The sequence below is a fragment of the Amycolatopsis sp. NPDC104863 genome (assembly GCF_055582965.1).
Genome location: NZ_JBVJOW010000004.1, coordinates 429,910 through 449,394, shown reverse-complemented (window position 1 = coordinate 449,394; position 19,485 = coordinate 429,910). Strand labels below are relative to the sequence as shown.

Genomic DNA, 19,485 nt, shown 5'->3' with positions numbered 1-19,485 from the left:
CCCTCAGCCTTCGTCGTAGTTGCTTGTAACTGTCAACTACTTGCCTCGGCCAAGTATTCCGCGAAAGCTTGTATGATGCAATCAAGTTTTCTGTGAGCCCGGTCTCCTGCCCCGGACACGCCGAAGGCGGAGCTTTCACGTGAAAGCTCCGCCTTCGGGGGACGAGCGTCAGGCCGAGTAGCCCGGGATGGGGAACGGCGCCAGGAACTCGCGGATCTCCGCGGCGATCGTGTCGAGGGACGACTCGTCCGTGGCGGCCGCCGCGGTGACCGTGCGGTCGATCCACTCCGCGACCTGGACCTGGTGCTCCGGGAGGAGACCACGGGTCGTGATCGCGGACGTGCCGAGCCGGATGCCGGAGGGGTCGAACGGCTTGCGCGGGTCGAACGGCACCGTGTTGTAGTTCAGCTCGATGCCCGCCCGGTCCAGCGCCTGCGCGGCCGGCTTGCCCGCGACCGCCTTGTTCGTCAGGTCGATCAGCAGCAGGTGGTTGTCCGTGCCGCCGGACACGAGGTCGTACCCGCGCGCGAGCAGCGCGTCGGCCAGCGCTTTCGCGTTGGCGACGATCGTGTGCGCGTAGTCGCTGAAGTCCGGGCGTTGCGCTTCGCCGAGCGCGACGGCGATCGCCGCGGTCGTGTGGTTGTGCGGGCCGCCCTGCAGACCCGGGAACACCGCCTTGTCGACGGCCTTCGCGTGCTCGGAATCCGAGAGGATCATCGCGCCGCGCGGGCCGCGGAGGGTCTTGTGCGTCGTCGTCGTGATCACCTGGGCGTGCCCGACCGGCGACGGGTGCGCGCCGCCCGCGACCAGGCCGGCGATGTGCGCGATGTCGGCGACGAGCACCGCGTCCACCTCGCGCGCGATCTCGGCGAAGGCCGGGAAGTCGATGGTGCGCGGGATGGCCGTGCCGCCGGCGAAGATCAGCTTCGGCCGGTGCTGACGCGCGAGGTCGCGCACCTGGTCGAGGTCGACGCGGCCGGTCTCCTTCGCGACGCCGTAGCGCACCGGGGTGAACCACTTGCCGGTCGCGGAGACGCTCCAGCCGTGCGTGAGGTGCCCGCCGTCCGGCAGCGCCATGCCGAGCACGGTGTCGCCGGGCTGCGCAAAAGCGAGGTACACGGCCAGGTTCGCCGGCGACCCGGAGTACGGCTGGACGTTCGCGTGGTCCGCGCCGAAGACGGCCTTCGCGCGCTCGATGGCGAGCAGCTCGACCTGGTCGATGAACTGCTGGCCTTCGTAGTACCGCTTGCCCGCGTAGCCCTCGGAGTACTTGTTCGTGAGGACGGTCCCGGTGGCCTCGAGCACGGCCTGCGAGACGTAGTTCTCCGAAGCGATCAGGCGGATCTTGTCGTGCTGGCGCTTCGCTTCTTCCTCGACGAGCCCGGCGATGGCGGGGTCGGCGGTCGCGAGCGCGTTCAGTTCGGGCCGATGTGTCATGGCGTACTCCAGCTCTGGAGTGGCCTTCACCCAGGCGCGCGGTGCCGGCCGTCGTCGCTTCCCGGTGGTGCTCCACCTCGATGGCGCCAGTCGCTGCTGCGCGGTAGAGCTTAGTCCGTGCTCGCGCGCCTCAGTCCACAACCGCGACACCCATCGACCGGGCGGTGCCCGCGATCGTGCGCATCGCCATCTCGACGTCACCGGTGTTCAGGTCCGGCAGCTTGCGTTCGGCGATCTCGCGCAGCTGCCGCGTCGTGATCTTGCCGGCGACCTCGTGCCCCGGCCGCGCGGAACCCTTGTCCCCCAGCGCCTTCTTGATGAGGAACGACGTCGGCGGCGTCTTGAGCCGCAGCGCGAACGAGCGGTCCTCGAACACCGAGACCACCACCGGCACGATGTCGCCGCGCTGGGCCACCGTCGCCGCGTCGTAGGCCTTCTTGATCTCGACGAGGTTGACCCCGGTCTGCCCCAGCATCTTGCCGAGGTCGACGACCGGGGCGTTGCCCGCGGACAGTTCCAGGGTGACCTGGTGGGTGAGCTTCTTCGGAGCCATGCCCCGAAGCTAGGGTCTCCAGCTACTGGAGAGTCAATCCAGCGCTTCGACGCCGGCCTTGTGCCGTTTCGCCAGGTCCTGGTAGACGGGCGCGTTGTGCTCCACCCACAGCCGCGCGGAGTCGGTGAGCGGCACGAACTTCTTGGCCGGGCTGCCCATCGCGACGACCTCGGACGGCACCTCGGTGCCCGGCGTCACGGTGGCGCCGGCCGCGACCAGCGTCCGCTCGCCGATCTTCGCGTCGTCCAGGACGGTGGAGCCGTTCCCGATCAGGGCCTGCTCGCCGACCGTGCAGTCGTGCACCAGGCACTGGTGGCCGACGGTGGCGTTCTTGCCGATCTCGCACACCTTGCCGACGTTGACGTGCACGACCGAGTTGTCCTGGATGTTGGCGCCCTCGCGGACGATGATCTTGCCGAAGTCGGCGCGCAGCACGGCGCCGTACCAAACCGAGGCGTCCTTCTCCACGACGACGTCGCCGATGAGGGTGGCGGTGGGCGCGATCCAGGCGTCCGGGTGGACCTGCGGGCGGAGCCCTTCGAACGAGAACAGAGGCATGCCCGAACCCTAGACCGCGCCCGGGGCGTCAGCCCGTGATCGCCGCGTTGATCAGGATGTCCACGGCCGCGTCGTTGCGCGTCGTCTGCGGGACGATCTGGGTGTCCCGCGGGTAGAAGCCCGGGTTGCTGCCCTTCGGGTACATCTCGAAGGTGAAGCTCCAGATCTTGTGCGTCGCCCACATCCAGTCGTTGACACTGCCGTCGGTGATGTAGAGGTCGCTGGACTGCTGCGGTGTGTAGCCGTTGGTCGCCGCCATCTGCCGGCCGAGCGTCTCGAACTTCGTCGCCTCCGCCGCGGTGAGGCCGGGCGCGGTCCGGTCGTAGGTGTAGCCGAACGGCCAGAGCACCAGCTCGGAGTAGGTGTGGAAGTCGATGTGCGTCTTGATCTGCTGGACACCGCCGACCTTGCGCGAGGTGACCCAGTCGGCGACGGCCTTGGCCTCGGGCGCGGAGAACGCCGCCGGGCCGCGGTAGGTCTCGCTGGACGTCGAACCCGACGAGCCCCCGCAGCAGCCCCACTTGTAACCCCAGTTGCGGTTGGTGTCGGTGCCGCTGCCCTGCCGGTTCTTGCGCCAGCTGTGGAACGTGCCGCCGGAGATGTCGTACTCCGAGCCGTCCGGGTTGACGCTCGGGACCACCCAGATCTCGGTGCTGTCGACCAGCCGCTTGATGGCACTGTCGGTGGCGTACCCGCTGGTCAGCCGTTGCACGATGCGCAGGCACATCTCGGTGGTGAGGTGCTCGCGCGCGTGCTGGTTGCAGGTGAAGAGGACCTCGGGCTCGTTCTCGTCGGTGGCGGCGTTGTCGGAGATCTTGATCAGCGACAACGCCCGGCCCTGGTACGAGTTGCCCGCGCTGCCCAGCTTCGTCAGCGACGGGTAGTTCGCGACGGCCTTCTGCAGCTCGGTCTGCGTCTCGGCGTAGGTGTGGTAACCGGTGTAGCCGGCCGGGAAGTCCTCGACGGTCTCGGTGCCCTGCGGCCGGTTGACCTTGCCGAGCGCCTTGACGTCGAAGCCGAGCGCACGCAGCTGCGCCGCTTCGGCCGGGCCGGCGATGACCGTCGTCGTCCCGCCGGTGCTGTCGAGGATGTCGGCGCCGGTCCGGGCGACTTCGGTGCGCTGCTGGGCCGAGCCGGTCCCGGCCACCTCGTAGACCTGGGGACCGTCCGGCTGGGCCGCGCCGGCCTGGCCGCCGGTGGTGAGCACCAAGAGGGCGGCCAGGGCCGCGGCCGTGCACGTTCGAGTGCGCATCACGTCTCCTGCTCTCGAGAGGATCCTTCGACCCTGGCCGGAGCCGGACATACCCCGCAATCCGTACTAGTACGGATCTAATGGGTGTTTCTAGCCGTAGTTCGCGAAGCAGAGCGCCTCGATGTCGGCACGCAGCGTGGCAAACGGCCGCGGCCGCACCCGCTGCTGGACGACCGTGCCGAGCAGGTACGACAGCAGCGCCCGGGCGCGCGCCCGCGGGTCGTCGACGTCCAGCGGGGCGAGGAGCTCGGCGAGCAGCTCGGTGAGCGACGTCAGCATCACGTCGATGGCCTGCGGGTGCTGCGCGCGCCCGGCCGCGATCCAGTACTCGAACCAGAGGAACGCGGCGTTCGGGTTCGCGGCGAAGACGCGCAGGTACTCCTCGAGGACGGCGAAGAGGCGCTCGCGGGGCTCGTCGTGCTTCACGGCGACCTCGCGCAGCCCCGCGGCGAAGGCGGTGATGTGCGCGGCCATCGCGCGGTCGATGAGGACGTCGATGTCGGCGAAGTAGTAGTGGATCGCGCTCTTGGTGAGCGGCCCGGCGTCGGCGATGGCGCGCACGGTGCACCCCGCGAGCCCGTCGCGCGCGAGCACGACACGGGCGGCCTCGACGATCTGCTCCTGCTTGGCCAGCTGGTTGGGAGAGAGCCGGTCGCTGCGACCGGGGACTGCGCTCACGGTGATTCTCGTTACCTTCTTCCTGGACGGCAGCCCCGAATCCTAGGGCAGACGTCCTGCGAGTGGCTTCCGGGTGAAAAACCGGATTGGCCACCCCGGTCCTCGCAGCGGACAATGCGCGGCATGGTGATCTCAGGGGACAAGGGGCTCAGCCCGGCCGCACGCGGCCAGCTGGAGAAGGAAATCGCGAACTTGCGCGCTCAACGCGCAGCGCTCGCGCCGCAACCCGGCGAGCAGGAGCGCACCGGCGACGCGGCGGACCAGGCGGACGTGATCGACCGCGCGGAGGCGGCGGCCCGGCTCGACCGCCAGATCGCGGATCTCGCGGCAAAGATGGAACACGGCGGCTACGGCAACGCCCAGCTCCCCGACGGCACCACGGTGACCCTCAGGTTTTCCGACGGCGACGAAGAGACGTTCCAGGTGGTGACGGTCCCCGGCGAAGACGCGGACGCGATCACTTCGGACAGCCCCCTGGGGCTGGCCCTGGTAGGCCGCAAGGCGGGCGACGAGATCACCTACCGCACCCCCCGAGGCGACGCCAAGGCCACGGTCTTGAAGGTGACACCGCCCAAGTAGAAGCAAGCCCCTTGCGAAGGCCCCCGGCCACAAGCCGGGGGCCTTCGCCGTCCAAAACTTGACCCGCAAGGGTGGTTCCCCAAAACAAATTCCACGGCAAGGCGACCACGACAGGGGGCCGGGGGCGGAGCCCTCCGGACGGGTGTGGGGCGAAGCCCCACAAGACACGCGAAGCCAAAAACGGCCCCTGCCCTCGAGGGGCAGGGGCCGAGCATTGGCTGAGCCGCCTAGGGGAATCGAACCCCTGACCTATTCATTACGAGTGAATCGCTCTGGCCGACTGAGCTAAGGCGGCATGTCTCCGGCTCGCGCTGGCGACGACGACAAGTGTAGCGGAGGCTGTCAGCGTCACTTTCCGGGGGGACCGTCGTTAGGGCCCTATGACGTCGGTCTCATCCCCCCGATCGACCTATCTGGAGGCTCTGGCACATGCGGCGAAGACTGCCCCGTTCGGTGGCCCTGCCGGCGGCCGCGGCGTTGCTCCTGCTCAGCGCGGCGCCGGCGAACGCCGACCCGACCTATCCGACGACGCCGATCCCGCAGCCGGCGAACCCGGGGCAGGCGCCCATTTCCGCGCCGATCGGGCCGCAGCCGCTCGGGCAGGCCGTCGGGGACGCCGGGACCGCGCTCGGCATCATCCGGCTGCTGCCCAACGCCGTGCCCACGAAGACGATCCTGCCCGGCTTCGGCGACACCCTGCCGAAGCAGTCGGCGCTCGAGGCCGGGATGGGCCTCTCCAGCGCCTCGGCGAACTCCGACGCCTTCCTGAGCTACGAGAAGGCCATCGCGCAGGCGTCGCCGTTCGGGCTTTCAGTGGGCGGGAACGCGCCGCAGACGCCCGGCAGCGTCGTGCAGACCGCCCTGCCGGACAACCCGCAGCCGATCAGCGGGGGGCTCAACGCGCCGCCGAACCCGCTGCTCAACGTGGGCCTGCTCAACGGGAGCGCGCACGCGCGGTGGAGCCCGACGCTCGGCCCGTGCGTCGACACCATCGCCGACGCGAGCACGTCGGTGGCGAGCCTGTCGCTGCTGAACGTCATCCCGTCGATGCCGAACCTCGGGCTGGACGCGCTGAAGCCGAAGCTCGACCCGAGCACGCTGGCCAGCGGGTTCGACCTGACCAAGGGCCTGCAGAGCCTCGGTGGCCTGCTGCAGGGCGGCGGCCAGACCGCGGCCAACGGCAACGGCTCGCTGCTGAGCCTGCCGAACACGCTGTCGTCGCGGTCGCAGGTGAAGCTCGTGGACATGCCCGGCTCGAAGAACAAGGCCGTGCAGTCGACCTCGACGCTGCAGGCCGCGGACATCGAGATCCTCAAGGGCACCCCGCTCGCGCTGAGCATCAAGGTGGCCAGCCAGCCGACGCTGAAGGTGACCTCCACCGGCGACGCGAAGACGTCCAAAGTGGAGTACACCGCGCCGGTGCTGACCATCGAGGCGGCCGGGAAGACGCTGTACACGCTGGATGCCGCGCACCCGACCAAGGACATCCCGATCGGGCTGCCGCTGGCCGGGCTGAGCGACCAGTTCGGGCAGCTCAACGACATCCCGGTGGTCGGTGGGCTCGTCTCGACGCTGACCAAGGGCGTCCAGCAGGTCGGCAACACCGCGGGCACCGTGCTCGACCTCGGTGTGCTGCGGCTGAGCATCGCCGGGCTCGACCAGAAGTCCGCGGCGATGACCACGCCGTTCAAGGGCTTCCAGCTGGGCGCGTCGGCGCGGCTGTTCGACCTGCAGCTGCTGCCGACGACGAAGCTCAAGAGCCTGCTGCCGGACGACCAGGCGAAGAACCTGCCGTCCTCGCTGGCCCAGCTTTCGCTCGGCGAGCAGGTCGCGCGGGCCTACGCGCCGACCGACGGCGTGGTCTGCGGGACGACGTCGACCCCGCCCGCGGGCGGCGAAGCGCCGAAGGGCCCGGTGAAGCACCTCGCCTACACCGGTGGCGCGTACGACACCGTGCCGCTGTTCTGGACCGGCACCGCGATGCTGCTGCTGGGCGTCGTGATGGTGGCCGCGATGCCGGGCGCGCGCCGGCGGCCGCTGGCCGTCGCGGTCCAGGAGAAGCCGTTCAAGCCGTCACCGCGCCCGCGCGAGTGACCTTCGAGCCGCCCCGGGGACAGTGAAGGAACCCGCCAGGAGCTTCGGCTCTTGGCGGGTTTCTCTTAGCCCTGGCGAAGCGTCGTGACCATCGCTTCGACGGCGATGCGCGGCTTCACGTTCAGGTCGATCGCCTCGCGGCACTCCAGCACGGCTTCGAGACGGCGCAGCGTCGACTCCAGCGTCCACGACGACGCCGCTTCGGCGATCTGGTCGGCGTGGTCGGGGTGGTTGAGCGTCGCGCCCGAGCGGGTCGCCGTCACGAGGACGTCGCGGTAGAACGCGGCGAGGTCGATCAGCGACAGGTCCAGCGTGTCGCGCTGGGTGCGCGTGGCGCGGGACTTCTGCTTCTTCTCCAGCTGCTTCACCGCGGCTTCGGCGGCGCGCTTGGCGCCGGCGACTCCCTTGCCGACGCCGTCACCGCCCATCGCCGTGCGCAGCTCGTTGCGCTCGTCCTCGTCCCGGCCCTTGCTCGCCTCACCGGCGTCGGCCTCGGCCGCGCTGATCAGCTGGTCGGCGCACGTGAAGACGTCACCGGGCCGGCGCAGGCCCAGCGGGATCCGCAGCACGGTCGCCCGCCGCTGGCGCGCGGCTTCGTCGGTCGCGAGCCGCCGCGCACGGCCGACGTGGCCGCCGCACACGGAAGCCGCCCACTGCGCGCGTTCCGGATCGACGTGGTCACGGCGCACGAGCACGTCCGCGATCGCCTCCGGTGGCGGTGTCCGCAGCGTCACCAGGCGGCAGCGCGAACGGATCGTCACCGAGACGTCCTCGGGGTGGTCCGACGGCGCGCACAGCAGGAACACCGTGCGGTCCGGCGGCTCCTCGACGGCCTTCAGCAAGGCGTTCGACGCGCCTTCGGTGAGCCTGTCGGCGTCCTCGATGATCACGACCTGCCACTTGCCGGTGGTCGGCCGGCGCGCCGCGGCCTGGACCAGCGCGCGCATCTCGGCGACCGAGATCGACAGTCCTTCCGGCACCACGAGCCGGACGTCGGCGTGGGTGCCGGCCATCGTCGTGTGGCAGCCAGGGCAGGCGTCACAGCCGGTTCCGGTGCTGCACTGCAGGCCCGCGGCGAACGTCCGCGCGGCCACCGAGCGGCCGGACCCGGCCGGGCCGGTGATCAGCCAGGCGTGGGTCATCGCGCCGGGCGGCGCCGGTTCTCCGGCGACGATCTTCGCCGCGGCGGACGCGGCCGCCGTCAGGGTTTCGACCGCGGCTTCCTGGCCGACCACGTGGTTCCAGACGCCGATGCGTTCGGTCGTCGTCACTTCGCCTCCACGCGAGGCTCTTTCGCGGTCTCGAGGGTTTCGACGGTCAAGGGGTCTTCGACGTCGAGCGGCAGCGTGACCGGCTTCTCGGTCGTCGGGGCCAGTGCGGACAGGCGGCCGACGAACACGGCGCGCAGCGCGGTGCGGATCCGCTCGGCGACTTCGGTGTCGGTGCCGTCGGCGTCGATCACGACGTAGCGATCCGGGTCCGCCGCGGCCATTTCGACGAGCAGGTGCTGGACGCGCCACTGGTCGTTCATCGTGGCCGCCTTGTCGCGCGGCGCCCCGGGCGGCGCGGAGTCGAGCAGGACGGTCAGGTCCGGGCGCAGCCGCCCGGTCGCCCAGTCGGCGAGGCCTTCGAGCTCGTCGCTGTCGAGCCCGGCGACGGCGGACAGGTGCGCCAGCGGCGAGTCGACGAACCGCTCCATGACGACCACCGAACCGGCGTCGAGCGCCGGCTGGACGTGCCGCTCGACGATGTCGGCCCGCACCGCCGCAGCGGCCAGCGCCTGCGCGCGCGCCCCGGTCAGCGACGCGCCGGAAACCAACGCCGTCAGCCGTTTGTCGTCCAGCGCCGGATCCGCGGCGACGACGACCGGGCGCGTGCCGCCGCGCATCCAGTCGGCGAGGTTGACGGCCTGGATCGCGGTGTTGATCGCGGTGGTGCCCTCGACGGCGATCAGGAAGCCGTTGACGCGCCTCGGCGTGCGGCGCAGCGCGTTGCGCAGGTCGGACAGGATCGGCTCGGTGCGCTTGTCGTCCATCTGCCGGTAGGCGAAGAAGCCGGCGATCAGCGCGATCGCGGCGCCGGCGAGCATGATCGGCCGGGTGCCGTCGATCGTGACCGGGCTGCCCCAGACGTTGATGGTGCGCGTCGCCACGAGACCGACCAGCACCGGGACGGTGACCGTGGTGCCGAACAGCACGAGCTTCATCATCAGCTGGTAGATCGCGTTGATCCGGCCGCGGATGGCGTCTTCGACGCGGGAGCCGATGATCGTGACACCGGTGAGGAACGCCGTTCCGGCCCAGAACCCCACCAGGACCACGGTGATCAGCGAGACCGACAGGTGCGGCGACAACGCGACCAGCGCGAGCGAGAGCCCGGCCGCGATGATGGAGACGCCGAACAGCCTGTCGTGCGGGAGCCGCCGGGAGAGCTTGGGCGCGAACGCCATCCCGGAGGCGAGGCCGACGAAGACGGCCAGCACGAGAAGGCTGAACGCCGAGTCACCGGCCAGCAGGCTGGAGGAGTACGGCTTGGCCGAGCCGATCACGGCGCCGCCGGCGGCGAACGCGCCGAACGCGCCGACCAGCAGCCCGCGCACGAGCGGCGTGGTGCGGATGAACCGGAAGCCGTCGGCGATCATCGTGCCGATGCCGAGCTTTTCCTCGTCGGCCTGCTTGACCTTCTGCTCCGGCAGCGAATGGACGTTGCGCAGCGAAAGCTCGGGGATCCGGGTGGCGATGAGGATCGCGCTGGCCAGGTAGAGCAGGGCGGTGATGATGACGACCAGCTTCGCGATGCGGAGGCTGGTGTCCTCACCGGGAACGTGGAGGAAGTTCGTGTTGATGCCGGTGAGGATCGCGTTCGCGCCGGCCGCGGTGACGACGGCCAGGCCGTAGGTCATCACCATGCCGAGCTGGTTGGCCGTCTCGACCTGGTCGGGGCGGCGGAGCAGGTTGGGGACCGCGGCCTCTTTCGAGGGGATCCACATGCTCGCCGCGCTGCCGACCAGGAAGTTGCCGACGAGCAGCCACCACGGCGCGCTCACGAAGGCGATGGACAGCAGGAACCCGCACCGCAGCAGGTCGGCGACGACCATGACCTTGCGGCGGTCGAACCGGTCCGCGAGCAGCCCGCCGACCGGCGCGAACAGCAGGCCCGGGGCGAGCCCGGTGAGCACCACGCCGACAAACGCGAAGTTCTGGGCGAAGTAGTTGTTCGTCAGCTTCGTGGCCAGGCCGGTCAGGGCGAGGATGTTCAGCCAGTCGGCCACGCTGCACAGGTACGTGACGCCCCAGAGGCGCCGGAACGGTTTGATCGCCAGTACCCGCCGGACCCGGTTGATCGTGGACGCCTCGGCGCCCGACGACCCACCGGGGCCGGCCCCGGGTACCGATCGCACGCCCTCGCTGATACGCCCACCCCACTAGTCACGGCCATGCCGGACGCCCTCGTGAGGTAGCCCGACCGTGAAGCCAGGGTAGCCCGATCGGCCCTTGCCGCGCGGACGCCCCCGTGGTGCCGGTGGGGTGGGGAACAGCGGAGGAACGCTAGTCGAACAGTCCGGTCACGCTGCTGACCAGGCTGGAGACCATCTCGATCGCGACAAAACCGAACACGATCAGCAACGCGACCGCCAGGATCACGCCCGCCGCACTCGACGACGGCCGGTTGAAGGCCGGCATCGACATGGCGGGCATCTTCGGCAGCTTGCGCCGCTTGACCGGCACGACCTCGAGGTCTTCGTCGAAGTCGTCGTCGGCCGGCGCCTGCTGCCGAGCGGGCCGCGGAATCTGCGGCGCCCGCGTCGGCCAGGTCCGCCGCCGGTTGCGCTGCCGCGGCAACACCCCGGGCGGCGAGCCGGCGCCATCGCCGGCCGTGCTCGTGGTGCCCGCGGGCGGGATCGCCGCCGGAGCCTTGGCTTCCTCCTCGCGGAGGGCCTCCTCGACCATCCGGCGCACGGCCTCCTCGTCGTGTTGCACCGGCCCGGCCACCGGGATGGCGGCGGGCTCGTGCCCGTTCGCTGTCGCGGGACGGGGCTCGGGTGCCGCGGTGACCAGTCCGGAGACCGGGTCCGCGAACGTCTCGCCTGGTGCTTCGGACAGAGTGCCGTCGCGCTGAGTGAGCTCGGGGGCATTGAAGAAGGGAGCCTCACCGTTCGCGCTCATGGTGACCACCTCACTACTGAATGTCCTCGCCTTTCCAGGGTAGCGACGATGGCGGATAACGCATCCGCCCAATGGCTCTGTCTGCAATGGAGGGTCGGTCACGCAGCGCAAGCCTGTGCCCGAACCCCCTGCAGTGTCCAGCCCGCCGGTGACTCGGTCGACCGCCAATGGTGACGGATTGTAGTGAGTCCGATCACATCGGCCTGCCGGCGGGACTGGCCGACGGGATGGCCAGTGGCCAGTTTGCCGGGTGGTGCTCGGGGTGGTCATGGGGGTGGTTGGAGTTCGGTTCGAGCGCGTTGGGTGACGGTGGCAGTGGCGGAGCCCGCAGCGGCGGGGGGCAGCGGCGGGCGCAGCGCATCGGTGGGCCAGAGCGGTGGCGGAGGCAGCGCATCGGCGGGGCGCACCGCAACGGCGGCGCGGTAGCGGGGGCAGCACGGCCGGAGGCGGAGGCGGATTGGCGCTGGCCAGCGCGGCGGCGGAGACCACGCGGCGGCGCATCGGCGGAGGCAGCACGGCGGAGGCAGATCGGCGCGGGCCAGCGCGGCGGCGGCAGCGCAGCAGCGCGGCAGCCGACGGACGGCTGGGTGCGCCGCTCGGAGCACACCAAGGACCTGGGTGCCAACCCCGCCGCCGCGGCCGCAGCGCGGCGGCGCATCGGCGGATCGGTGCGGCCAGCGCGGCCGCGCATCGGCGGAGGCGGAGCGGCGTGGCCCGGCGGCGGCGACTCTGGTCGCCGGGCGCGACCCCGGCTGCCTCTGCGGCGGCCCAGACACCGAGCGGGGTGCGCGCGCCGAACCCGGCACGTGCCGGACGCACCGCCGGTCGGCCGACGTCCGCCGCGCAGCCGCCGGCCCATCCGCCGCGCCTGCCGCGTCGCCGAGCGGCCGGGCGCCGGGCTACTCCTGCACCTCCTCTTGGCCCAGGTCGATCATCTTGCGGCACCAGTCGCGGAGCATGGTGCGGCTGAAGGGGCTCAGGACCAGCTGGCGGCGGCCGTCGCCGCGGTCGAGGGCCGCCAGGGCGAAGCGGCCCAGGTCCGTGTCGATCAGGACGAAGCCGTGGTCGGGGAACTCTGCGCACAGGCCGCCGAACGCCAGCATGTCCAGGACCGCCGTGCCCGAGCGGGGGCGGGCCAGCAGCTCGCGCATCGCACCGAGGCCTTCGTCCTGGCCGTCGTGGACCAGGCCGTCCTTGTCGACCGTGAGCCAGATCGGGCGGGGTGAGCTGCCGAACGGCGCGTCCGGCAGCTCGGCCACCAGCATCTCCGGCAGCTCCTCGAAGTCGGCCAGGTGGATCGCCGTGCGGCCGGGCAGCGAACCCATCATGAACGCGCGCTCGCCGTCGGCGTAGCACCGGATGTCCGCCGTCTCCGGGCCTTCGTCGAACACGCCGCACAGCGCCGCCCGGACCGAACCGCGCAGCATCAGCGACACCACCTCGAAGCCGAGCTCGTTGAGCTCGCCCGCCTCGCCGAACGGGGTGCCCTCGATCCACGCGGCCCACGCCGTGTGCCGCTCGATCTCGGCGATCAGGTCCGCCGGGTCGTCCGAGACCGGGCCGTGGACCAGGATGTCGTGGTCGCTCACCTCCGGGTTGTACAGCCGGTCCACCGGCTCGCGGTCCGGCATCGCCGCCAGCACCGGCCCGGCCGCCAGCTCCAGCAGCTCCCGGGCCGCCGTGCGCTCAACCATGGCTTCGCACCTCCTCTCCCGGTCCCCTCTCAGCCTCGCCCGAACCCGCCGCCGCCGCCGGGCCACGCGGTATCGGCACGTCGCTGATCAGCTCGGCCGCCGCGAGGATCGCGTCGCGCACCGTGAGGCCCAGCACCGCCGGCTCGGCCGCCTCCTGCTCAAGCATGGCTCTGCACCGCCTCGACGATCCACTGCTCCGCCGTGCTTCGCGAGGCCGGACCCCACGTCACCGTCCAGCGGCCGGTGCGGCCCACCGCCGCGCTGAACTGGTAGCGGCCGAGGTCGTTGTCGACCAGGCCGAACGCGCCGTGCGGGTACTCGGCCAAGATCGCGTCGCGCACCGCGAGGTCGACCAGCACCGTGCCCAGGCGGGGACGGGCCGCGCACTCGCGGATCTGCGCGACCGCCCGCTCGCAGCCGCGCGGGATCAGGCCGCCCTCGTCGGTCTCGATGCGGACGAGCCCGCCCGGGCCCGGCGGCCGGTCGGGCAGGCCGTCGAACACCCAGCCCGGCAGCTCGCTGAGGAAGCCCGACCGCAGCCGCGCGCGGTTGCCCAGCTTGTGCAGGACCGTGGTGTAGTCCTCGTCGCCGAAGAACCGGACCTCCCACGGCTCGTCGCGGGCCGGGAAGACGCCGGTGACCACGCCGCGGATGAAGCCACCCCGCAACGCGCGGTACAGCCCGACGGCCTCCGCCGTGACCTCGCCACCCGGCGCGAGGCCGATTGCGGACATCCCGGCGACGAACCGCGTGTACTGCTCCACCTCGTCGGCGAGGCTCGAGGACGGCGAAGAACGACGGCCCGGCAGCGGTCCGGTCTCCGCCAGCACCGGCGGGATCTCGAACTCGGGGTCGTAGAACTCCATCACCGAGGGCCGCTCCGGCACCTCGGCCGACAGCGGTGCGATGACCTCGTCGATGACGTCGAAGACGGCGACTGAGTTGTTCACCCCTAGATTGAACACCCTGGCACCGACAATTTCTCGCACATATGTTCGACAGGGTGAGGTCGTTCGGTGAGCGGTCGCCGAGCGGCTCAGGCATGTTCCGGCACCCGCCCCTCGACGAACTCCGCGAGCCGCTCCACACTGCCGGGCAGCCACCAGAACCGGCGGTGGCCGCCCTCGCGTCTGCCGAGCACCGCGAGGTGCCGGCCGCGGTCGTCGTCGACGAACGCCAGCATCTCCCACGGCCGCCGCGGGCCCTCCGCGGCGGCGAGAGCGACGTCGATCTGGACCGTGCCGCGCCTCGGCCGCCGCAGGTCCTCCATCAGGTCGAGGACCAGGCACTCCTGCCCGGGCTCGAGCACGCCGCGCTCGTCGGCGTCCAGCCACAGCCCCTCGCCCGAGGCCGGCGAGCAGGGCAGCAGCCGCGTGAACGCCAGGCCGAGGAACTCCGGGACCGAACCCGACGACGGCCCGGACAGCCGCAGGCCCTCCCCGGCGACGCCGAACCGCTTCCGGTCGTCGAAGAACGCCGACGTCCACGGCGCCTCGGACATCGCGACGGCTACACCGCAGACGCCGCCACTGCCGGCGAAGCCGGGCAGCGCGTCGAACAGGTCGGCGGCCGACGACGACGCCGCGGCGGCCGCTCGGACCGGCTTCAGGATCTTGCTGGTCACCGTGTGCACGGTGCGTGGCGTTGTGGTCACGCGTTCATGGAACCCGGGACCACCGACAATTTCCCGAACATCCGTTCGAAGTGTCACCCGAAAGTGTGGCCGGAGACCACGAAGGCCTCCCCATCAGCCGATGAGGAGGCCTCCGTGAGCGAGTGCGGTGACTACTTCGTCTTCGTCGCCGTTGAACGCTTCGTGGTGGTCGACTTCGCGGCCGCGGCCTTCGAAGTCTTGCTCGTGCCCGCCTTGACCGTCTTCGCCGTCGTCGAAGCCGGCTTGCGCGCCGGAGCCTTCCGCTTCGGCGCCGGCCCCTTCGCCCGCTTCTCCGCCAGCAGCTCGGACGCGCGCTCCGCGGTCAGCTCGTCGATGTCGTCACCCTTGCGCAAGGTGGCGTTGTACTCGCCGTCGGTCACGTACGGGCCGAACCGGCCGTCCTTGACCACCATCGGCTTCTTCGACACCGGGTCCTCGCCGAGCTCCTTGAGCGGCGGCTTCGCCGTCGCGGACCGCCCACGCTGCTTCGGCTCCGCGTAGATCTTCAGCGCCTCTTCGACGGTGATCGAGAACAGCTGGTCCTCGGTCGAGAGCGAGCGCGAGTCCGTGCCCTTCTTCAGGTACGGCCCGTAGCGCCCGTTCTGCGCGGTGATCTCGTCACCGGACTCTGGGTCCTTGCCGACGACGCGCGGCAGCGAAAGCAGCTTCAGCGCGTCCTCGAGCGTGATCGTCTCGATGTCCATCGACTTGAACAGCGAGCCCGTACGCGGCTTCGGCGCCTTCGCCTTGGCGGCCTTCTTCTGGGCGGCCGTGGCGTCCTCGGGGATCTCGATCTCCGGCAGCACCTCGGTCACGTACGGCCCGAAGCGGCCTTCCTTCGCGACGATCGGGTGCCCGCTGACCGGGTCGTTGCCCAGCGTGCGGCCCTCCTGCGGGGTCGCGAACAGCTTCTCCGCGATCTCCTGCGAGAGCTCGTCCGGCGGCAGGTCCTCGGGCAGGTTCGCGCGCTGCGACTCGCCGTCGACCTCACGCTCGAGGTACGGCCCGTACCGCCCGACCCGGACGACGACGGTGTGGCCGTCGGCGTCGCTGAACAGCGGGATCGAGTTGATCTCCCGCGCGTCGATGTCCTCGACACTGCCTTCGACGAGCTTCTTCAGCCCACCCAGGCGGCCGATCGAGCCGTCGACACCCATGTCGCCGCCGAAGTAGAACTTCGACAGCCACTGCGCACGCTGCTCGTTGCCGGCCGCGATGCGGTCGAGCTCGTCCTCCATGCCGGCGGTGAAGTCGTAGTCGACGAGCCGCTCGAAGTGCCGTTCCATCAGGCCGATCACGGCGAACGCGACCCACGACGGAACGAGCGCGGAGCCCTTCTTCCAGACGTAACCGCGGTCCTGGATGGTCTTGATGATCGACGCGTACGTCGACGGACGGCCAATGCCCAGCTCTTCCAGCTTGCTGACCAGGCTCGGCTCCGAGTAGCGCGCCGGCGGCGACGTCGTGTGCCCGTCCGGGTTCAGCTCGGTGGCGGTGAGGTCCTGGTCCTTCTCGAGCACCGGCAGGCGGCTCTGCTTGTCGTCCGCTTCGCCACCGGTCTCGGTGTCGACCGCTTCGACGTACGCCTTCAGGAAGCCCGCGAAGGTGATCGTGCGGCCCGAAGCGGCGAAGGTGCATTCCTCGCCCGAAGTCGCGTTGCCGACGATGCGCACGGACATCGTGGTGCCCTTGGCGTCCGCCATCTGCGACGCGATCGTGCGCTGCCAGATCATCTCGTAGAGGCGGTACTCGTCGGTGTCCAGCTCGCTCGCGACCTGGCCCGGCGTGCGGAAGACCTCGCCCGACGGCCGGATCGCCTCGTGCGCCTCCTGCGCGTTCTTGACCTTGCGCGTGTACTGGCGCGGCGACGGCGAGACGTACTCCTTGCCGTACAGCTGCGTGGCCTGGCTGCGCGCCGCCGAGATCGCCGACTCCGAGAGCGTCGTCGAGTCGGTACGCATGTAGGTGATGTAACCGTTCTCGTACAGCTTCTGCGCGATCCGCATGGTGCGCTCCGAGGTGAACCGCATCTTGCGGCCCGCCTCCTGCTGCAGCGTCGAGGTCATGAAGGGCGCGTACGGCTTCCGCGTGTACGGCTTCTCCTCGACGCTCGAGACCTTGAAGTCACGCTGCTTCAGCGCGTCGGCCAGGCGCCGCGCGTCGGCCTCCGCCAGCACGCGGATCTCGTTGTTCGACGCCTTGAGCTGCCCGTCCGAGCCGAAGTCGCGGCCGGTGGCCAGGCGCGCGCCGTCGACGGCGACCAGGCGCGCCCCGAAGGTGCGCGGCGAAGCCTCTTCACCGGCGTCCATCGTCGCCGAGATGTCCCAGTACGACGCCGAGGTGAAGCGCATCCGCTCGCGCTCCCGCTCGACCACGATCCGGGTCGCCACGGACTGCACGCGGCCCGCCGAAAGCTTCGGCATGACCTTCTTCCACAGCACCGGCGAGACCTCGTAGCCGTACAGGCGGTCGAGGATGCGGCGGGTCTCCTGGGCGTCGACGAGGTCGGCGTCCAGCTCACGGGTCGAGTCGGCGGCCGCGAGGATGGCCTGCTCGGTGACCTCGTGGAAGACCATCCGGCGGACCGGGACCTTCGGCTTGAGCGTCTCGAGCAGGTGCCACGCGATGGCCTCGCCCTCGCGGTCGGGGTCCGTCGCGAGGTAGAGCTCGTCGACGTCCTTGAGCAGGCTCTTGAGCTCGGTGACCTTGGACTTCTTGTCCGGGGTCACGACGTAGAGGGCCTTGAAGTCGTTGTCGACGTCGACGCCGAGGCGCGCCCAGGCCTCGCCCTTGTACTGGGCGGGCACGTCGGCGGCACCACGCGGCAGGTCGCGGATGTGCCCGACGGAGGACTCGACGACGTAACCACCGCCGAGGTAGGGGGCGATCTTGCGGGCCTTGGTCGGCGACTCGACGATAACGAGCCGCCGGTGCCCGGCGCCGTTGTCCGCCCCGGCTCCGTTCTTCTTGGTCCGTGCTCCTGCCACGCTGTCCTGCTCTCCGCTCATCTCGTCCCGCGATCGGGACCAGGCCCTGCCCCGGGGGCATCGGGCCCGCGTCTTCGACCTGCCAGTGTGCACGCTCTTCCGGCCCGGACGGCGCGGAGGTGGCCCAACACGCCGCTGAGCCTGTGTCCACCGCATCGCCGCTGACCTCGGCGATGTTTCCTCTCTACACCGGGCACGTGATTTCGGCCACGTCCCGCGCAGCCTAGCGCGTGACCGTCCGGATACCCTCCGTTCGACGGTGGTGGCCACGGGGAGGTCAACGCTTCACTGGTTTCCCCGTCCAGCCGAAAGGATCCGCCATGACCCGACGCCTCCTCGGCGCCCTGCTCACCGCCGTGACCGCCACAGTATTACTAGGAGTCACTCCGGCGAGCGCCGCCGCGGCGAACTTCGCCGGCACCGTGGCGCTGTCCAACTGCTCGGGTTCGGTGGTCAAACCGGCCGCGACGCCGGACACCGCACCCGCGCTCGTCATGTCCAACGGGCACTGCCTCGAGACCGGCTTCCCCGGCCCCGGCCAGGTCATCACCAACCGGACGTCCAGCCGGACGTTCACGCTGCTCAACGCGAGCGGCGGCAACACGGCCACCCTCCGGGCGAAGAAGATCGTCTACGGGACGATGACCGACACCGACGTGTCGCTCTACCAGCTCACCACCACCTACGCGCAGATCAAGTCCAGCTACGGGATCTCGCCGCTGGAGCTGTCCAACGCGCACCCCACCGCCGGCGCCGCCATCGACGTCGTCTCCGGTTACTGGAAGCGCATCTATTCCTGCAACGTCGACGGCTTCGTCTACCGGCTCAAGGAAGGCAGCTGGACCTGGAAGGACTCGATCCGCTACACGTCGGCCTGCCAGACCATCGGCGGCACGTCGGGCTCGCCGATCGTCTCCGGCGGCAAGGTCGTCGGCGTGAACAACACCGGCAACGAGGACGGCCAGCGCTGCACGGAGAACAACCCGTGTGAGGTCGACCAGGCCGGCAACGTCACCGTGCACCACCTGACGAACTACGGCCAGGAGACCTACGGCATCCCCGCCTGCCTGACCGCGGCCAACGAAATCGCGCTCACCCAGGCCGGCTGCACGCTGCCCCGGCCCTGACGCGGCTCTCGCACCCGGTCAGGCCGTGCTCGTCACGGCCTCCGGGTGCGAGACCGGCTGCGGCGCCGCGCCGGGCCACGCCGCTTCGGCGCCCGGCGGCGGCTCCCCGATGAGCTCCAGCAGTGCCTCCAACCTGCGTTTCCCGGTGACCTTCACGGCCGGGACCTCGGCCTTCGGGCCGGTCAGCTTCGCCAGCACGCCCAACGGCGTCAGCGCCTCGACCAGCCGCTCGTGCATGCCCGGCGCCAGCGGGTCGACGGCCAGGAGATACCCCTGCGTTCCCGGCCGGCCGCCGGCCAGCGCCCACATCCGCAGCATCGCCCCGCTCAGCCGGAAACCGGCCGGCACCGCCTTGCCCGAGTCGTCCTCCACCGGGCCCGCGCAGCCCTCACGCAGCCAGCTCAGCGCCAGCGGGAGCAGGTCGACCCGGAACGACGTCCGGACCTGCGGGCTGCCGCAGTCGGCCTTCGAGACCTGGGCGTCCGCGCCGCGCTGACGGAGTTCACGGGCGAGGATGTGCGCCCGCCACGGCTCCTCGACGACCACCGACAGCCGCGCGGCGGTGCGCCCGAAGCCGGTGATCTGGCCGTGGCAGCACAACAGCCCGGCCAGGTCGCCCAGACCCGGCCCGCTGGCCTCCGCGGAGAAGAGCGAGATCGTCCGATCCACCGGGACATACTAGAACACAAGTTCGATTCGTGGCGAG

The 19,485-nt window shown here is 70.7% G+C and carries 17 protein-coding genes and 1 tRNA gene; 3 read left to right on the top strand and 15 right to left on the bottom strand.

The window, feature by feature from the left end:
- Positions 1-168: 168 nt before the first annotated feature.
- The 5 genes from ACZ63J_RS23690 to ACZ63J_RS23670 form a co-directional block, all read right to left on the bottom strand.
- Positions 169-1,437 carry a serine hydroxymethyltransferase gene (locus tag ACZ63J_RS23690; RefSeq protein WP_465405971.1) on the bottom strand — a complete coding sequence of 423 codons (1,269 nt, stop codon included), beginning with the start codon at positions 1,435-1,437 and terminating at the stop codon, positions 169-171.
- A 130-nt stretch (positions 1,438-1,567) separates the two neighbouring features.
- Positions 1,568-1,990: an uL11 family ribosomal protein gene (locus ACZ63J_RS23685; RefSeq protein WP_465405969.1), complete on the bottom strand. Its 423-nt coding sequence runs from the start codon at positions 1,988-1,990 to the stop codon at positions 1,568-1,570.
- Positions 1,991-2,023: 33 nt separating this feature from the next.
- The gene (locus ACZ63J_RS23680) at positions 2,024-2,548 is read right to left on the bottom strand and encodes a gamma carbonic anhydrase family protein (RefSeq protein ID WP_465301285.1); all 525 of its coding nucleotides are present in this window, start codon (positions 2,546-2,548) and stop codon (positions 2,024-2,026) included.
- 28 nt (positions 2,549-2,576) lie between these two features.
- Complete coding sequence (locus ACZ63J_RS23675) at positions 2,577-3,800, bottom strand: M14 family metallopeptidase (protein WP_465405967.1); 1,224 nt, start codon at positions 3,798-3,800, stop codon at positions 2,577-2,579.
- Positions 3,801-3,890: 90 nt separating this feature from the next.
- Positions 3,891-4,478: a TetR/AcrR family transcriptional regulator gene (locus tag ACZ63J_RS23670; RefSeq protein ID WP_465301283.1), complete on the bottom strand. Its 588-nt coding sequence runs from the start codon at positions 4,476-4,478 to the stop codon at positions 3,891-3,893.
- A gap of 123 nt (positions 4,479-4,601) precedes the next feature.
- On the opposite strand from ACZ63J_RS23670, the gene ACZ63J_RS23665 reads away from it, so the two are divergent.
- Positions 4,602-5,057 (top strand): GreA/GreB family elongation factor, encoded by a 456-nt coding sequence (locus ACZ63J_RS23665; RefSeq protein WP_465301281.1) that lies wholly within the window; start codon positions 4,602-4,604, stop codon positions 5,055-5,057.
- Positions 5,058-5,278: 221 nt separating this feature from the next.
- Here the strand turns inward: ACZ63J_RS23665 and ACZ63J_RS23660 are convergent.
- A tRNA-Thr gene (locus ACZ63J_RS23660) sits at positions 5,279-5,352 on the bottom strand.
- Between the two features lie 134 nt (positions 5,353-5,486).
- Between ACZ63J_RS23660 and ACZ63J_RS23655 the strand changes: the two genes are divergently transcribed.
- Complete coding sequence (locus ACZ63J_RS23655; protein ID WP_465405965.1) at positions 5,487-7,151, top strand: hypothetical protein; 1,665 nt, start codon at positions 5,487-5,489, stop codon at positions 7,149-7,151.
- A gap of 65 nt (positions 7,152-7,216) precedes the next feature.
- Here ACZ63J_RS23655 and ACZ63J_RS23650 read toward each other — a convergent pair whose 3' ends face one another.
- From ACZ63J_RS23650 to topA, 8 genes are all read right to left on the bottom strand, one after another.
- The gene (locus tag ACZ63J_RS23650; RefSeq protein WP_465301277.1) at positions 7,217-8,422 is read right to left on the bottom strand and encodes a DNA polymerase III subunit delta'; all 1,206 of its coding nucleotides are present in this window, start codon (positions 8,420-8,422) and stop codon (positions 7,217-7,219) included.
- Positions 8,419-10,551 carry a bifunctional MFS transporter/dTMP kinase gene (locus tag ACZ63J_RS23645; RefSeq protein WP_465405964.1) on the bottom strand — a complete coding sequence of 711 codons (2,133 nt, stop codon included), beginning with the start codon at positions 10,549-10,551 and terminating at the stop codon, positions 8,419-8,421. Before ACZ63J_RS23645 ends, ACZ63J_RS23650 begins: the two co-directional genes overlap by 4 nt.
- 148 nt (positions 10,552-10,699) lie before the next feature.
- Positions 10,700-11,317 carry a hypothetical protein gene (locus ACZ63J_RS23640; RefSeq protein WP_465405962.1) on the bottom strand — a complete coding sequence of 206 codons (618 nt, stop codon included), beginning with the start codon at positions 11,315-11,317 and terminating at the stop codon, positions 10,700-10,702.
- Between the two features lie 899 nt (positions 11,318-12,216).
- Positions 12,217-13,011 carry a hypothetical protein gene (locus ACZ63J_RS23635; RefSeq protein WP_465405960.1) on the bottom strand — a complete coding sequence of 265 codons (795 nt, stop codon included), beginning with the start codon at positions 13,009-13,011 and terminating at the stop codon, positions 12,217-12,219.
- Entirely contained in the window at positions 13,004-13,177 is a 174-nt protein-coding gene (locus tag ACZ63J_RS23630) for a hypothetical protein (protein WP_465405958.1), read from the bottom strand. The genes ACZ63J_RS23635 and ACZ63J_RS23630 overlap by 8 nt, the downstream gene beginning before the upstream one ends.
- Positions 13,170-13,961: an ESX secretion-associated protein EspG gene (locus ACZ63J_RS23625; RefSeq protein WP_465301267.1), complete on the bottom strand. Its 792-nt coding sequence runs from the start codon at positions 13,959-13,961 to the stop codon at positions 13,170-13,172. Before ACZ63J_RS23625 ends, ACZ63J_RS23630 begins: the two co-directional genes overlap by 8 nt.
- Before the next feature lie 86 nt (positions 13,962-14,047).
- A complete protein-coding gene (locus tag ACZ63J_RS23620; protein ID WP_465405957.1) occupies positions 14,048-14,635 on the bottom strand; it encodes a hypothetical protein in 588 nt (195 codons plus the stop codon).
- 161 nt (positions 14,636-14,796) lie between these two features.
- Positions 14,797-17,652, bottom strand: a complete 2,856-nt coding sequence (gene topA / locus ACZ63J_RS23615; RefSeq protein WP_465405955.1) for a type I DNA topoisomerase — start codon at positions 17,650-17,652, stop codon at positions 14,797-14,799.
- 320 nt (positions 17,653-17,972) lie between these two features.
- Between topA and ACZ63J_RS23610 the strand changes: the two genes are divergently transcribed.
- On the top strand, positions 17,973-18,779 hold the full coding sequence (locus tag ACZ63J_RS23610) for a S1 family peptidase (protein WP_465405953.1): 807 nt from the start codon (positions 17,973-17,975) through the stop codon (positions 18,777-18,779).
- Between the two features lie 18 nt (positions 18,780-18,797).
- Here the strand turns inward: ACZ63J_RS23610 and ACZ63J_RS23605 are convergent, their stop codons facing one another.
- The gene (locus ACZ63J_RS23605; protein WP_465334058.1) at positions 18,798-19,448 is read right to left on the bottom strand and encodes a hypothetical protein; all 651 of its coding nucleotides are present in this window, start codon (positions 19,446-19,448) and stop codon (positions 18,798-18,800) included.
- Positions 19,449-19,485: the final 37 nt, after the last annotated feature.